This is a genomic window from Chryseobacterium sp. FR054 (genome assembly GCF_056844565.1).
In genome coordinates this window covers 1,203,520-1,220,074 of sequence record NZ_JBXDSA010000001.1, presented here as the reverse complement: position 1 = coordinate 1,220,074, position 16,555 = coordinate 1,203,520, and the positions used below count along the sequence as shown (strand labels likewise).

12 protein-coding genes are annotated in these 16,555 nt (G+C 43.1%); 11 read left to right on the top strand and 1 reads right to left on the bottom strand.

What is annotated here, in order from left to right:
- Positions 1-10: 10 nt before the first annotated feature.
- The 8 genes from AC106S_RS05580 (at position 11) to AC106S_RS05545 (ending at position 11,843) form a co-directional block, all read left to right on the top strand.
- The gene (locus AC106S_RS05580) at positions 11-4,276 is read left to right on the top strand and encodes a beta-ketoacyl synthase N-terminal-like domain-containing protein (protein WP_482438094.1); all 4,266 of its coding nucleotides are present in this window, start codon (positions 11-13) and stop codon (positions 4,274-4,276) included.
- The gene (locus tag AC106S_RS05575; protein WP_482438093.1) at positions 4,264-4,563 is read left to right on the top strand and encodes an acyl carrier protein; all 300 of its coding nucleotides are present in this window, start codon (positions 4,264-4,266) and stop codon (positions 4,561-4,563) included. Before AC106S_RS05580 ends, AC106S_RS05575 begins: the two co-directional genes overlap by 13 nt.
- Positions 4,554-5,348 (top strand): alpha/beta fold hydrolase, encoded by a 795-nt coding sequence (locus tag AC106S_RS05570; RefSeq protein ID WP_482438092.1) that lies wholly within the window; start codon positions 4,554-4,556, stop codon positions 5,346-5,348. Before AC106S_RS05575 ends, AC106S_RS05570 begins: the two co-directional genes overlap by 10 nt.
- Entirely contained in the window at positions 5,341-7,737 is a 2,397-nt protein-coding gene (locus AC106S_RS05565; RefSeq protein ID WP_482438091.1) for a glycosyltransferase, read from the top strand. Before AC106S_RS05570 ends, AC106S_RS05565 begins: the two co-directional genes overlap by 8 nt.
- Positions 7,738-7,741: 4 nt before the next feature.
- A complete protein-coding gene (locus AC106S_RS05560; RefSeq protein WP_482438090.1) occupies positions 7,742-9,010 on the top strand; it encodes a condensation domain-containing protein in 1,269 nt (422 codons plus the stop codon).
- Positions 9,010-10,263 carry a condensation domain-containing protein gene (locus AC106S_RS05555; RefSeq protein ID WP_482438089.1) on the top strand — a complete coding sequence of 418 codons (1,254 nt, stop codon included), beginning with the start codon at positions 9,010-9,012 and terminating at the stop codon, positions 10,261-10,263. The genes AC106S_RS05560 and AC106S_RS05555 overlap by 1 nt, the downstream gene beginning before the upstream one ends.
- 194 nt (positions 10,264-10,457) lie before the next feature.
- A complete protein-coding gene (locus AC106S_RS05550) occupies positions 10,458-10,811 on the top strand; it encodes a hypothetical protein (protein WP_482438088.1) in 354 nt (117 codons plus the stop codon).
- Positions 10,812-10,883: 72 nt separating this feature from the next.
- Positions 10,884-11,843, top strand: a complete 960-nt coding sequence (locus tag AC106S_RS05545) for a Fic family protein (RefSeq protein WP_482438419.1) — start codon at positions 10,884-10,886, stop codon at positions 11,841-11,843.
- 250 nt (positions 11,844-12,093) lie between these two features.
- On the opposite strand, the gene AC106S_RS05540 is transcribed toward AC106S_RS05545, so the two are convergent.
- Positions 12,094-12,504 (bottom strand): helix-turn-helix domain-containing protein, encoded by a 411-nt coding sequence (locus AC106S_RS05540; protein WP_482438087.1) that lies wholly within the window; start codon positions 12,502-12,504, stop codon positions 12,094-12,096.
- Between the two features lie 298 nt (positions 12,505-12,802).
- Between AC106S_RS05540 and AC106S_RS05535 the strand changes: the two genes are divergently transcribed.
- The 3 genes from AC106S_RS05535 to AC106S_RS05525 all read left to right on the top strand — a co-directional run bounded on the left by AC106S_RS05535 (position 12,803) and on the right by AC106S_RS05525 (position 16,363).
- Positions 12,803-13,303, top strand: a complete 501-nt coding sequence (locus AC106S_RS05535) for a hypothetical protein (RefSeq protein ID WP_482438086.1) — start codon at positions 12,803-12,805, stop codon at positions 13,301-13,303.
- 459 nt (positions 13,304-13,762) lie between these two features.
- Positions 13,763-15,100: a restriction endonuclease FokI C-terminal domain-containing protein gene (locus tag AC106S_RS05530; RefSeq protein ID WP_482438085.1), complete on the top strand. Its 1,338-nt coding sequence runs from the start codon at positions 13,763-13,765 to the stop codon at positions 15,098-15,100.
- Between the two features lie 135 nt (positions 15,101-15,235).
- Positions 15,236-16,363 (top strand): 1-acyl-sn-glycerol-3-phosphate acyltransferase, encoded by a 1,128-nt coding sequence (locus tag AC106S_RS05525; protein ID WP_482438084.1) that lies wholly within the window; start codon positions 15,236-15,238, stop codon positions 16,361-16,363.
- The last annotated feature ends 192 nt before the right edge of the window (positions 16,364-16,555 follow it).

The following is a 16,555-nucleotide window of genomic DNA, read 5'->3' as shown; positions in this document are numbered from 1 at the left end:
TAAACTGAGCATGAAAAAAACAGATGTTGCTGTAATTGGATTGTCCTGCGTCTTTCCCGGGGCGCAGGATGCCCGTACTTTCTGGCAGAATATTGTCAGTAAAGTAGATTCTACCCAGTCGGCTCCGGCTGACAGGATAGATCCGGTACACTTTAGTGATGCCGCTAATCCCGTTGACCGTTTCTATTGCAAACGGGGCGGATTTATTCCCGATTATGAATTTGATCCTGCCGCATTCGGGATTTTACCCCTGGCTGTGGAAGGAACGGAACCCGATCATTTACTCACCCTTGATTTGGTTCAGAAAGCTTTGGAGGATGCCGGAGTATTCCAAAAGAATACTTCCCTTGAAAAAACCGGAATTATCATCGGAAAAGGAAACTATACCGGACCGGGAGCTACCCGTGCCATTGAAATTGTAAGAACCGGAGAACAGATTTCGTCATTGCTGAAGGAATTGCTGCCCCAGGTTTCTTCAGAAGATATTGAAAAAGTAAAGCACGCTTTTCAGGAAAAGAAAGGACGTTTTGCCGCCGATACGGCTATGGGACTGATTCCCAATCTCGTCGCATCATTGGTGGCCAACCGTTTTGATCTGGGAGGAGTGGCCTTTACCGTAGATGCCGCCTGTGCCAGTGCTTTGATCGCAGTAGATCACGCTGTGCAGGAACTTCAGAGAGGGCGTTCCGATATGATGATCGCCGGAGGAGTGCATACAGGACAGAATGCCGCTTTCTGGAGCATTTTTGCCCAGCTTGGAGCAATGTCCCGCCAGGAAAAGATCAAGCCGTTCAGTACTGATGCGGATGGCTTACTGATAGGAGAGGGCTGCGGTTTTGTGGTTTTAAAAAGACTGGAAGATGCAGTCCGTGATCAGGATAAGATCTATGCCGTCATCAAAGGAGTAGGCGTGAGCAGTGACGGAAACGGAACCAGTGTAATGAGTCCGTCCGTCAAAGGCCAGCTGAAAGCTTTGGAACAGGCCTGGATCAATGCCGGTCTGGATAAAAATAAGATAGGTTACCTTGAAGCCCACGGTACCGGAACTCCGCTTGGAGACAAAACGGAACTTCAGACTTTGGCGCAGTTTTTTGGAAAACAGGAACCTGTACAGGCAGCCGGAATAGGATCTGTAAAGTCCAATATCGGACACGCGATGCCTGCCGCTGGAATTGCCGGACTGATCAAAACCTGCCTAGCCCTGCATCATGACACTTTACCGCCGACATTGTACTGCGAAAACCCGGTTGCGGATATGCAGCAGACCCGTTTCGAGCCTGTACAGGAACCGAAAATATGGTCAGAAACAGGACTTCCAAAAGTAGCGGCAGTGAACGCTTTCGGATTTGGAGGAATCAATGCACACGTTGTTCTTGAAGGCTATGATATGCCGAAAAAAGACAAAGTGTTACTATTGGCAAGACCTACGCATGAAGAACTGCTTTCCGCGTTGCAGAATAACGACACTACACTAGGAGAAGGAGACTTCAGAGTAGCGATATTCGATCCGACTCCTGCAAGAATAGAAAAAGCCATTAAAATTGTTGCCAAAAACCTGATCTGGAGAAATAAACAGGATATCTGGTACACTTCCGCGCCACTGTTAAAGGAGGGCGGGAAAGTAGCCTTTGTGTTCCCCGGCTTAGACGGTCTGGCAAAAGGTGAAGTGGAAAGTGCCGGCAGATATTTCGGGCTGACAGCTCCCATAGAAACTGAAGGTGAAGGCCTTTTAACGGATGCCTTAAATATTTTCAACAGCTGCAGTATCCTGGACAACTCACTGAAAAAACTGGGGATTATCCCGGATATGAATGCAGGACACAGCCTGGGAGAATGGCTGGCAGGATATTCCTCCGAACTGGCAGAAGCCAATTCCGTAAAAGCCCTGATCGATGTACTGAATCCGGAAACTTTTGAATTAAAAGATTCCAGATTCATAGCCATCGGAGCGGGAATTGATGTTGTACAGCCTTTTATTTCAGAAATTTCAGACCTGTATATTTCTAACGATAACTGCCCTAATCAGGTGATTCTCTGCGGAAGTAATGCCGCGCTGGATGAACTGGTTCCTCTGTTAAAATCAAAACAGATCTTTCATCAGGTACTGCCGTTCCAGTCCGGATTTCATTCACCTTTTATCGCTGATAAACTGGATGTGATTTTAGCAGGAATGGAAAAAGCACAGTTCCAGAAAACAAAGATCCCGTTATGGTCGGCAACCACATTGGAACCCTATCCGGCAGATCAGGCTGCGATCAGAAAACTGAGTGCCGAGCATCTGGTTGAACCGGTCCGTTTCCGTGAACTGACGGATAAATTATATGAAGAAGGCGCAAGAGTTTTCATTCAGGTAGGAACCGGAGGACTGATCGGGTTTATTGATGATACACTGAAAGGAAAAGCATTCAGTACGATTGCCTCCAGCGTTCCTACCCGTTCTGCATTGGCGCAGTTACAGCGTGTTGTGGCTTCGTTGTTTGTAGAAGGAAAAACAATTGCTCTTGACTTTTTAGAAGTTCAGCAGCATTCAAAAAAATCCTCCGGAAAAAGCATTAAATTGGAATTAGGCTCACCTATTATCCGAAACTTCCAGGAAGTAAAAGCCTTAGCTCAAGCCTTTGAAACACCAAAACAATATACTGCCTCAGCTTCAGCCATGACTGCCGGAAGTGGTCATCCGCTGGTACAGGCATTCCAGGACAATGTTGCCGATATGATCAGGATGCAGGAAGAAGTCTTGACTTTATTCCAAAACCGTCCGGAGATTACGATTCCACGTCCTGCTCAGGCTCCTCCCGTAGTACATCAACCCGCTCCACAAGCACCGAAAAGTACAACCTTCTCAAAAGATCTGTACGTAACGCTGGAAAGTCATCCTTACCTGATCGATCACAGCTTGTTGAGACAGCCAAAAGGATGGGCTTATGTAGCCGATATGGAACCCGTAATCCCGATGACCATGATCTTTGAACTGCTGGCAGAAATCGCGGAAGCAGAAATCCCGGGAACACAGGTTCATAAAATCATAAACGTAAGTGTATTCCAATGGATGAATGTGGCAGAGCCTTTTGAGAAAACCGTGAAAGGACAATGGCGTAGTGAAAATCATGCCTGTCTGGATATTGAGAATTTTGCCAATGCGGAAGTGATCTTAAAATCTGCTCAGGTTTCTGTTCCGGCCTTTAACCTTTCCATCGGCGATCTTTTACCCATTGAAAGAACGCCTGAGGAAATCTATGACATGCACATGTTCCATGGAGAAAAATACCAGGGAATTACAGAAGTTTCAGCTGTTGGAGACAAAGGAATTATCGGAAAGATCAAAGGGAACGGAGGAAAAGGTTCTCTGCTGGACAATGCCGGACAGTTATTCGGGCTTTGGCTGCAGCTTACCCTGGTGAAAGACCGCATCGCCTTCCCGGTAAAGATCAGGGATATTGAATTCTTCGGTGATATGCACGACCAGGAAGGTATTTTTGAATGTACCTGTATGCTGACTGAGCTTAACGATGAATTTGCCATTGCGGATATCATCCTGAAAAGAGACGGAAAAGTTTGGTGTGCCATCACCGGCTGGCAGAACAGAAGACTGGAAATTGATGCCGCTTTATGGAACGTCTCCATGTCACCTTTGCATAACAGGCTTTCTGAGGAGATTGCTCCGGACGTATTCTTCTTCCACCAGGCCTATACCAGAGTCGCTTCATGGGATTTTATCCTGAAAAGATATTTCAATCAGACAGAAAAGCAGCATCACCGGCAGCTGTTACCCAACAAAAAGAAAAACTGGATGGTAAGCCGTGTAGCAGTGAAAGATGCTGTCAGAAACCTTCTCCGCCGGGAAAAAAATCATGCCTGTTTCCCGATCACTTTTGAGATCCGTTCCGATGAAGCGGGGAAACCTTACCTCATCAGCGATTTTACAGAGGATATTCATATTTCACTGGCTCACAAAGGCAAAGAAGCCGTGGGAATCGCGAGATATGGCCAATCCGTAGGAATCGATATGGAGCTCATGGAAGAACGCAGTTCAGGATTTTATGACCTGGTATTTACGGACCAGGAATTAATCTTATTAAAAGACAGGGACCAGGCGGAATGGACCACCCGGTTCTGGGTAGCCAAAGAAGCCTGCGGAAAGTTCCTGGGAACCGGGCTGAAAGGCAATCCCAAAGCCTTTGAAGTCGAAAGAATAAAAGACGGTCACCTGTGGATCAACAATATTGAAATCAAAACTATTAAACATAAAAATTATATTATCGGATGGACACTGTAAACGCAACATTAAAAATGAACCATGAAGAACTTTTTACACTTTTAAAAGGTTTTATTACTGAAGTGATAGGCGAAGAATTTGTAGAAGAAATGGACATCACTCCGGAAAGTTCATTCACCAAAGACCTGGAAATGGACAGTATCGAGATCGTGTCTTTCTCCGAAAAAATCAAAGCCCATTTCGGGGATCAGATCGATTTTACCGGATGGCTGTCTTCCATGGATCTTGACGAACTGATCAATCTGGACCTGAGTATGATCATCAATTATATTTACGAATGCCAGTAATCAGTGTAAACAATAGGAAAGTTCATATTCAGGAACTCAATAAAGGGGCTGAACAGACGGTGGTGCTCATCCACGGGATGTTCAGCAACCTGTCCATTTACTATTTTAATATTGCCCCGGTTCTGGCAAAACACTTTCATGTGGTGATGTACGACCTGAAAAGCCACGGGATGAGCGAACGTTTTCCGGACGGTTATGATCTGGAAAATATGTCTTCCGATCTGCTCGCCCTGACGGATCATCTGGAACTTCGGAAAGTATACCTTGCGGGATACAGCTTCGGTGGACTTATTGCCCTGAAAACAGCATTGAAAGCCCCGGAACGTATCAGCCGCCTGGTGGTAATGGAAGCTCCGGATCCGCAGGACGAAAAAGCAAGAAACATCATCGATGAGTACAGCAGGGAGTTTCTGGAACATTATGTGGCCAATTTTACGGATACCACGAAAGTGCAGATGGGCAAAAGGCAGATGGAGAAAAACCACAGGATGTATGAGTTCCTGTTTGGAGAGACAAGCATTAAAGCCGATATGGTAAAAGAGAAGAATTTCCTCAGTGAAGTCCCTCTTTCCGGACTGGATGTTCCCACATTACTGCTTTATGGAGCGCACTCCAACTGCCGGACAACCGGAGAATGGCTGAAATCTCAGATCCCTCATTCCGGACTTGAGCTTATCCCCGGCGATCACAACATTCCGATTCAGGAACCTGTGCTGATCGCGGAAACTATTGTTCATTTTTTATCTCAATCATTATCTAACGCATTAACACAGAATCATGGCTAAATTTGTATTTGTTGTTCCACCGTTGACAGGCCATGTCAATCCCACTTTAAGCATCGGTTCCGAATTGCTGAAAAGAGGACACCACGTTGCCTGGATCAGTCTTGATAAAAATTTAAATACCAGACTTCCCGAAGGAGGAGAACTGCTGCTCATCCAGTATGATCAGACCGATGAAGAAAAAAGAGAAAGCGAAAAATATCTTGATATTATTTCAAAAAAAGTAGTGTACGGAATAGACAGTGTGAAGTTTCTTTACGAAGATGTCCTTATTCCGCTAAACAGGCATTCCTATAACGGAATTGTCGCATTATTGAAGGAATATCAGCCTGATATGGTGATCGGCGACCATCAGTTATTTGCAGCCGCTATTGCCGCGAAAATACTGGGACTTCCTTATACGACCTCCGTTACCGCTCCGGCAGCCATTAAAATTATGGATGAACTCCCTAAAGTACACGAGTGGGAAGTGAACAAAATCCTCGAACTTCAGAAGGAATTAGGCATCACGGAGAACAGGTCACTGGCCACTTCCGACCTGCTGACCCTGGTGCTGACGTCCAGCCACTTTTTCGGTGAAATGGAACTGCCTTCCCATTATCAGTTTACAGGTCCCGTTCTTACGGAACGTCGGATCTCATGTGAATTCAACTGGGATAAATTTAAAAATAAAACCAATAAAAAGATCCTGGTGAGCATCGGCACCACCTTCGATCACGATCATAAAAAAGCATTTTTCCAAAAGGTAGTTGATGCTTTTAAAGAAGAAGATTTAACGGTTGTCGTGGTTTCAGATCCGCAGCTTTTCGAACAGTGGCCGGATAACTTTATGGTGTACCAGCAGGTTCCCCAGCTTGATCTGCTTCCGCATCTGGATGGTGTAGTCTGCCACGGAGGGCACAATACCGTTTCGGAAACCCTGTCGAACGGCTTACCTCTTGTGGTGATTCCTATTGCTTACGACCAGTCGCACGTTGCCGGAAGGGTAGTGCGCACAAACGCGGGTGAACGTCTTAATTTTAACAGGTTTAAAGCCGGTCATCTAAGGGATGCGGTTCATCAGATCTTAAATAATCCGGCTTACCGTGAGGCTGCCCGGACGGTTCGTCAATCCTTTATAGATGCGGGAGGAACAGTTACAGCTGCCAGCCTGCTTGAAAAAACACTGGCTTCTGTTTCCGGACCTGCAAAACCGTCTAAGTTTTTATTTGTGGTACCGCCGTTTTTCGGACATATCAGCCCTACTTTAAGCGTGGGAGCCAGTCTGATCGCGCGCGGCCATGAAGTAAAATGGTTCGGGATTACCCCATTAGACAGCAAACATATTCCGGAAGGTGGTTCTTATTTCTATCCTGAAAAGGAACTTATCCCGTATCAGGAAGAGCTTCAGCGTATTTTAAAAAGACAGGATGACGGACCTTCGTGCTCCGGCCCTGAAGTGATGAAGCTGGCCCTGGAAGAAACCTACATTCCGTTCGCCAAAATGATGATGCCGGGACTTACCCGGTTAACGGAAAGCTGGATGCCTGATGTGATCGTGAACGACTGTATCAGTTTCGGAGGAGCCCTTTTCGCTCATAAAAACAATATTCCCTGTGTAACAACAACACCTGTTCCGCCTGATGTCATGGGAGATACCGAGAAAAATGCCCCGAAAATCTGGGAATGGCAGCAGAACCTCATCAAAGACCTTCAGAAAGAAGTCGGAATCCATGAGGAGGGTATTTACATCCATTCCCATAAGCTGAATATGGTATTTACCTCACAGGCTTTTGCCGGTTTTGAAACCGTTCCCCCTCACATGAAATTTGTAGGCCCGGTAAAAGGACGGCCGAACGATGTTCCTTTCGACTGGGAAAAGCTGAATGCCTCCACAACCCCTAAAATATTTGTATCTCTCGGGACACTGCTGGTAGACATCCGTAAAGCCTTTTTTGAAAAGATCATTGCTGCATTTGCCAATCAGCCGGTAACTGTTGTGGCGGCCACTCCGCCGGAGATCTTTGAAGAATGGCCGGATAATTTCATCGTGAGCAGCTTTGTGCCGCAGTCGGCCGTGATGGCTCATATGGATATGGTGATCTGCCACGGTGGTTTCAATACTGTAAACGACACCTTCCGTAACGGCTTGCCAATGCTGATCACGCCAATTGCATACGATCATTTCCATATCGCGAAATTAATTGAGCAGGCAGGTTGCGGAAAAAGTATCCGCTATAAAAGGTTGCGTGCAGATGCCCTTCGCGAAACTGTTTTTGAACTGCTGGAAAATCCGGAATACAGGACGGCGGCTCAGGAAGTTCAGCGTACCTTCCTTATGGCCGGAGGTAATGATAAAGCGGTAGAACTTCTGGAGCATTTTGTACAACAGGAACAACCGGTATTAGCATAAGCCTATGAAAAGAAGACTGTTATTTGGTGAACGCATGCTGCTGGGCGACGGGACGGAACCTTTTAATGCGGTGATCCCTTTCAGGCTGAAGGGAACCTTTACGTTAAAAGAGATCCGGCGGGCATTAGCACGTATTCAGGAGAAACATCCGTGGCTCAGGGCACAGATCAGCCATGATGAAAAAAATGTGCCCTGGTTTGATGTTCCGGAAAATCCCGTTTCTATTCCAGTCAGGATTCTTATACGTCAGGGTGATAACCAGTGGCAGGAGGAATCCAGAAAGGAATGGCAGACTCTGTTTCATTATGAAAAGCTTCCCCTGATCCGTTTTGTGTGGATCAAAGGGGAGGAGGTTTCCGATATGCTGTTTGCATTTCATCACTGTTTATGTGATGGCGGTTCTGCCATGACGTTCCTGTATGAGTTCCTGAAAGTGCTGGATGATCCTTCCGCAGACATCGGAACCGAAAGCCCGGTCATGGGAATCGGGGATGTGGTCCCTGCTTCTATCCTGGCGAACCGTAAACAGCGGTTTAAGGCTAAACTGATCGGAAGACTGGCGGCTACGGCTATCAAATGTATTCCTGTCAGTAAAAAAGCGGTTGAACGGAAGAGTGATTACCTGATCCACTGGAAGTTGAGTCCGGCGGAAAGCAGGGAGTTTATGGACTACTGTAAATCCGTGAATGTTACGGTGAATACTTTTTTAAGTGCGGCTATTCTTCAGGCTTTTAAGAAGGTAAAAGGAACGGCTGCTTTCAATAAGGTTTCCTGCCCGGTGGATATCCGGAGGTTTGCCCCGCAGGTCAAAAGCGATCATATTTTTGCGTTCGGGCTGATGATTGTGGTTTCCGCGAATGAAAAACTGAGCTTTTCCGAAAATCTGCCTGTGATGCAGAAGGCGGTGGAGCTTAAAACGTCCAAACTGAATCCTTACATGACGATGATGGTTATGGAGTCCGGGCATGATGCGCTGAAGAACTTCACCAAACTCCTGAAAAACGGTAAATCGTCCAACGACTGTATGTTTTCCAATCTGGGACGGATTCAGATTCCGCATGAATATAAAGCATTTACCCTGGAGACGGTCTTCAGTCCTTCAGTTATCGGCCCTTTGGGAAATACAACTACTATGGTGGTCTCCACCTTCCGCGGGGAAATGGATTTTTCTTTTGTGGGAAGCGAAGGATACCTGCCTTACATTGAGGCACTAGCCATCCGTGATGAGGTGGTTCAGACCATTAAAAAAGAAATGCAATATACCGCAGTATAATGATGAAAAGAAGACTCATGATGGTGGAACGGATCATGTATGTAGATCCTGAAACACCGGTCAACTGTATATTTACAGCCAGAATTAACGGCAGCGTTCCGGAAGCTAATTTTACAGCTGCCCTGGCAAAAATCCAGCAGAAGCATCCCCTGCTGAGGATGCGGATCGATCATACAGCTGAAGAGTATCCCGTTTACACAGAAGAAAAAGAAATGGGACCGATTCCTCTCCGTATTGTTGAAAGACGTACGGATACCGACTGGATGAAGGAATCTGAAAAAGAATGGTTCCGCCTGTTTGAAGACGGGAAAAAGCCATTGGCCCAACTGGTCTGGGTGAAAGGGGGAAGTGTTTCCGAAATTCTCTGGGTAATGCCTCACTGCATCTGCGACGGGGGATCTCTGGTCACGCTGATGCGGGAGCTTCTCGGGTTGCTGGATGATCCTTCTTCTGAACTGCAGCCTTATGAGGTTTTCAGTTCGGCAGATGATTTCCTACCCCCGGATTTTGATCTGAAAAAGAAGAAACGGAACGCAAGATTGTACCTGATGATGGCCAAACTGTTTTTCCTGATGCAACGGAAAAGTAAAATGAGAAATCTCGGTAAAAATTATGTCATTCACTGGAAGATGGATACGGAAAGCACTTCACAGATCACGGAAACCTGTAAATCCCAGGGGATTTCCGTGCATGCTCTTCTGTGTGCTTCCTTTATGCAGGCTTTTCGGGAGAAGCAGGGAACTAAGGCCAAAGGAAAAGTAATCAGCCCTGTGGATGTGCGCCATTTTATTCCGGAAATTAAGCAGGATCATGTATTTGCGTTTGCACCGACTGTTGAACTCTCCATCAGGAAAGGAAGCCGGGATGTGCTGCACAATGCCAGGCAGATCAAAAAAGAACTGGCCCTGAAAATGGAAAAGATGCAGGCCCGCGAACTGCTCTGGATGGGTGAACAGATGCACCCGATCGTGGAACGCATGATCAGTCTGCTGAAATCGGGAAGGGGAGGACATGACGTTACTTTATCCAATATGGGAAAGCTCAATATTCCGGCTGATTACAGCCATTTTAAAGTGGAAACGATCTTCAGTCCTACGGTAGCCTTCCCGTGGCTGAATGCAACAACGCTGGTAACCACAACCTTCAACCGGCAGATGGATTTTATGTTCATTTCCCATGAAGATTTCCTTCCCAAAGCAGAAGCCACAGCAATTAAAGACAAAGCCCTTGAATTCCTGACCCAGCCCGTATGAAACTGAAAATAAAACCTCCACAACCCAAAAAACTCAAGAGAACCACCCTCAAACGCTTTTTATTAAAGCGCACGATTTATTATGTCCTTCCCAACGTATTTTTTAATTTCATCATCGCTTACGCCAGCTTCAAAGAATTAGGCTACACCCATTTCTTCGCCGGAGAACAGAACCTGGCCCGCCTTACCCTGCCTATGGCCATTTTTCTTCCGGTAGTCCTCACCATCGACATCATCAAAAGAGTCACCGATGCCGCCAGCCAGGATGCCATAGAATTTACCATAGATGAACAGCTGAATATTAAAAAGTTAATGACCAGACTGAGCATTGTACACGGCCTGGTTTCCGGCTTACTGGTGCTGTCCCTGCTATTTCTGGGACAGTTGAATCTGTCGAAGGATTATAAGCTGGATGGTGCGACGATGGCTGTGGTGGTGGGTGTATTGGCGGGTGTGTTGTCTGTGGTGTTTGTGTATTTGCCGGTGTGGAGGTTGAGGAGGTGGATGTGTAAAGGAACGCAGACTGTAGCGGTTGACTTAAATACATAGTTTATTTTAATAAATCCTTTTTTTTAATAAAAATCTCTATCTTTGATAATATCATATGATACTATCAAAGACATGAAACCTCCTTATACTATTACAGATACCATTTTATTTTTAGTGGCTTCTATTTCTGAAAAAATAGGAGAAATCAATGCTTCACATCTGTATAAGCCTGTAACTGAATTAAGGAAAAATAACAGGATCAAAACCATTCAGTCTTCCCTGGAAATTGAAGGAAATACAATTACTGAAGAGCAGATAACCGCTTTACTGGAAAATAAAAGAGTTATTGCTCCCCAAAAAGATATTCTTGAAGTTCAGAATGCGATACAGGTATATGAAGAAATCAATCAGCTGAACCCTTATCACTTAAAAGACCTGGAAAAAGCCCATTCCATTCTGATGAAAGGACTGGTTGACCATCCCGGTAAGTTAAGAACCACTAATATGGGAATCATTAAAGGCTCAAAAGTAGAACATATAGCACCGGGAGGCGCAATGGTAAAAGGATTGATGAAAGATCTCTTTGCTTATCTGAAAAAAGACAAAGACCTGATTTTAATTAAAAGCTGTGTCTTCCACTATGAGTTTGAATTTATACACCCTTTTACAGACGGTAATGGAAGAATGGGCAGGCTGTGGCAGACCTTAATTCTGATGCAGCAATATGCTGTATTTGAATATCTGCCCATAGAAGCTCTCATTAAGCAAAAACAGACTGAATATTATCATACCTTATCAGAATGTGATAAAAAAGGAAACTCTACCCCTTTTCTGGAATTTATGCTCGGTATTATTCTCGAATCTCTACAAGAACTTCTTCAATCTCAAAATAAAACATTGTATACAGAAGACAGAATTTTCTTATTTAAAGAGAAAGTAAAACAAAATAAGTTCAGCAGGAAAGACTATATGCAAAATTTCAGGAGTATTTCTGCCCCTACAGCAAGTAGAGACCTGAAATGGGCTGTTGAACAGGGTGTTTTATTAAAATCCGGAGAACAGAGACTGACAGAATATTGGTTTAAAAAATGATGAAGGACATGAGTTAGGTACTTAATAAATACTCTAAATTTTTAAATATTGATAATAAAATAAAACATAGAAAGAGAGACAAAAGATATTTTACCTCAAATTTGTGATGATTTTGAAAAAACCTTGAAAACTAATAATTAGATTGTAAAATAAACTCTTCCCAATCTTTTAAAAGATGGAAGTAAGAAATTATTCAAATAACATATATAAAAAGGTTCAGCAGATGCTGAACCTTTTTATATATGTTAAGTTATCCCTTCTCAATCAACTTCTCCAGCCTCCCCATCATCTCATCCTTCTCCTTCAGCATCCTTTCATAAAGTTCCATCTTTTCGTTATGCATCTTTAGAATAGCTTCTACCGGATTAAAAATAGGATGAACATTTATTGCTGAAGCTCCATCTTTGAAATCAGAAAACGTATTAGAAATAATATTCACCGCCTGCTCCTCATCAAAATTCTGAAACGCTTCCACCGGGATTTTCAATACTTCAGAAATTCTTTTCAGTAAAGGTTCTTCAATAATTTCTTTCTGTTCCAGCAGGGAAACTTTCTTCTGGTTCCAGTCGTCCCCGAGGTCAAGAGCCAGTGCTTCCTGCTTGATGCCCAGCATTTCCCTGAATCGTTTTACATTGCGGCCCTGATGTATTTTATGTTCCATGATAGTCAACATTTATTAAGGAGTTAAATATAAAAAAATATTTATAAAAACAGCTTGGCGGAAGGGCGTAATTATAATCTTTATTCTTCACGCCTGTGCCTGAAACAGGGCTTGTTTTTGTTTTTCGTTATTTAATTCAATATAATGTATTTTTTACATTGTATATTCTGAAAATATTAATCATTTTATTGTGTTTTTATAATCTGATGAATGATGGTTTAAAAATTCACTATATGTTGATTTATTTATGATTACACTTGCTATATTTGAAAACCATAACACCAAAAAACATTATAATATGGCACTTGATAATTTAATCAGTCTGAGCTTCTCAAACAGTGAGCTGGAGACCTTAGACAATGCAATACAGAGCATACAGACTGTACTTGCCGGAAAAACCATCAATCTTACCCCGGACCAGCGGCAGCAGTACGGAAGAATAGCGGAGCAGAATAAACTTTTTGTAAACAAAGTCAAAAGCTATATGGAGCAGTACCCGCAGTATATTCCCGGATTTCTGGATAAGGCAGAATTCGACCGGGATTATACGGCCAGGGAGCTGCTCGAACAGCGGCTTCAGAGACTGGATTCACTTACCGAACAGCTGTCTGACACCAAAGTGCTTCTGGATCATGACAATTACCACAATGCGATCAGCTTCTACAGGAACCTGAGATTTCTTTCCGAAGAAAATGTACCGGGTACCAATGTGATTTATGAAGATATGAAGCAGTTCTTTATAACTTCCCAGGTTTCCCGGCCAATTCCGCCACCTCCGGTCTCTGATGAGAATCAATAAAAGAAACTGCTAAGGGACGGAATTAAGTTAAAGAGTACGTGAAAACGTACTTTTTTTATGGATATAGGGACTGTACCCGCTTCATAACCCCCTTCAGGGACCAATATAAGGGACAACAGGCTCTTATATAACGGTCCGGAGCCGGTTCGTAAATCCCCGGAGCCCGTTTTGCAACCGGTTTTACCCCCTTACCTAAGGGGGTATCTTCCCTTACTCAAGGGGCTGTATGTCTTTCGGAAGGCCCTTCGGAGACTTTACAGAATACCCGGTGACCCTTTGGAAGGAGCTGTGGCTTTTTGGGTGGCGGGTTTAATGAAATTCTGCCTTCCTCATAGCATTTACTGAAAGATTTTTATTATCATTGCTATCGGAAAACAAAAAAATAGATATACAAATATAATCTCTTCATTAAAAAAATAATCTTTATTGATGAATGGGAAGATATAAACCTTAATAGCCATGATTTCAAAACAAAAAACACAGTCTATTCAAAAAATCTGGGATAACTATGTTGCTAATCAAAAAGTACTTGATACTAAAGGAAATGAGCTTCCCAATATTGATGAGGAAAGGTTAACTGCAATCATTCAGCTTAAGAAATTTATAGATGACTTTCAGTCTGATAAGATTAACATTTATGAATTTAAAACGAATGTAGATAGCTTTAACAAGAGAAATAACCTCTGGGGATTTACGGCTACAAAAGGTCAGATGTTTTTTAATCAATTGGTGAAAAACAGTGAATCCAACATCAAGGAATTAACCGATCTGATCCGGTTGACTATTTCAGAGCCGGAAAATTTAGAAGATGGATTTTCTAAAATTACTACTCTGGAAAAATACAGTCAGAACATTTATTCAAAAGCAAAAGATAAAAGAAGGGCACCTAATCCAGGCTCAGTATCTTATTTTTTATCTTATTTCTGGCAAATTCAGGATTATCAGAAATGGCCTATTTTATATACATCATTAATTAATTCTTACAGAGAACTTGAACTTTGGAATGAGACAGAAAGCCAGGTTGAAGCTTATAAATATTTCTATTCATTAAATGAAGAAATAAAAAAGCTTTTAACCTCTTATTCGGGAAAAGCAATCAACAACTGGTCTGCCGAACATGCCTTTTGGAACTTTAAAGGAAATCCTAATAAGCAATCTTCTGTAAAAATAGAAAAGACAGCCACAGAAACTCTGGAAACAGAAGAAGAAAAAACAATTACAGTGAGTACATCTTTTGAATTGACAGATTATTTAATTCCAAAAGTTGCTAAACTTATTGAATTAGGCAGTGATCCGGAAAAATCTTCTTCTTCAAAGGGGAGTGCCTATGAAAAGTTAGTGAGCGAGATATTTAAACAGCTGGATTTTGAAGTGGAAATCTTAGGCCAGGGATCGGGCCGAAATCCAGATGCAATCATTAAGCACAGTGACGATGATACAGCATTTTTAATAGACGCAAAAGCATACTCAAACGGCTATGCACTAGGTCTTGATGACAGGGCGATTAAAGAATATATTACCAAAATTATCCCTAATCTGCAAAAAGAAAGGTATAAGAAATTCGGGTTTATTATTGTCAGTAATTCATTTAAATCGAACTTTGATAGCTTTATTAATGAAATTACCTGGAATACAGATATTAGAAGATTTATATTACTGACTTCAGAAGCTTTATTATATTTGCTGGCATATAAAACAAAAAATAGAATTTCAACTTCTTCCATTATTGAAACTCTGATCAGTTTAGGAAACCCGATTGAGGCCAAAGATATTATTGGTAAACTTGATGATGTTTGATATATAAGGCGTTTTTAAAAAACAGTTGCTTCTCCCAACTCCTACGCCATTCATAATACTTTAACATCCTTTATAACCTCATCCCAGATAAATTTTCGTTCTTTTGCAAAAAAGTTTTTAATCTTAAATAATTGCATGTCGAAGTTTGATGAAATCCGGTTTTTTGATGATCAGGAAGTGAATGGAGCATTGGCCGGAATAGCCCGGGATCCTATGATGAAGGCACTGATGAACTTTACTTTCCCCGACAGGGAAGAAGAGGTGTGGCTGGAGCAGCTGAAGGAGGTACATTCCACAAGTGATTTTCAGATCCATTTCATTGCCCATACCGTTCGCCAGATCCTGGCAAAAAGCTCTGACGGATTAACGACTTCAGGCTTCGACCATTTGGATAAAAATACGCCTTACCTTTTCATTTCCAACCACCGGGATATTGTGCTGGATACTTCACTGCTTAATCTCGCTTTGCTGGAAAGCAGCCATATTATGACGGCCTCTGCTATTGGGGATAACCTAGTCCGCAGGAAATTTCTGAATGTCCTGGCCAAGCTGAACCGTAACTTTCTGGTGCAGCGTGGGCTTTCGCTCCGTGAGCAGCTGAAAAGCTCCCAAACCATGTCGGAATATATTGAGCAGCTTTTACATGTACAGAAACATTCGGTCTGGATCGCCCAGCGTGAAGGCCGTACCAAAGACGGCAATGATGCTACACAGCAGGGCGTTTTGAAAATGCTGGCCATGGCCGCAGGAGATCAGCCGCTGATGGAGTACTTTAAAACCCTGAAGATCGTTCCCATCTCTATTTCCTATGAATATGATCCTACGGATTCCCTGAAAATGCCCCAGTTACTGGCCCAACACAGGGAAGAGGAATATATCAAAGGTAAAAATGAAGATTTCACTACCATGCTGAGCGGAATTCTGGGGCAGAAAAAAAGGATACACCTTCATGCGGGTGATGTTCTGGATACGGAACTGGATGAAATTGCGGCAGAGATTGAGAATAAAAATAAACAGCTTCAGGCCGTTGCCCAGGTAATAGACGATTCCATTATCCGTAATTATAAACTTTGGCCGACTAAATTTATCGCCTACGACCTGCTCCGGAACACGGATACCTATGCTTCACAATACACGGAACAGGAAAAACAGCTGTTTGCCCGCAGGCTGGAAATGCGCATCGACCCGTCTGATCCTCTTTCAAAAGAATATTTCCTGGCGATGTATGCCAACCCGCTGATCAATAAAACGAAACTTCAGTAGTAATTCTGTTTTGCTGGTTTTTGTGATTTTCTGGTAAAAATAACCCCATATATCTGCCACGTATGCACGAATAAAAATGAACACTTAAGTTATTTTTTTAGTTTAGAAGTTTTGCACACAGAAGTTCACTTAAGCTTTTAAGAATCTACGGTTTTATCAGATAAAAGATCTGCTCAATCAGCTGAATCTGCG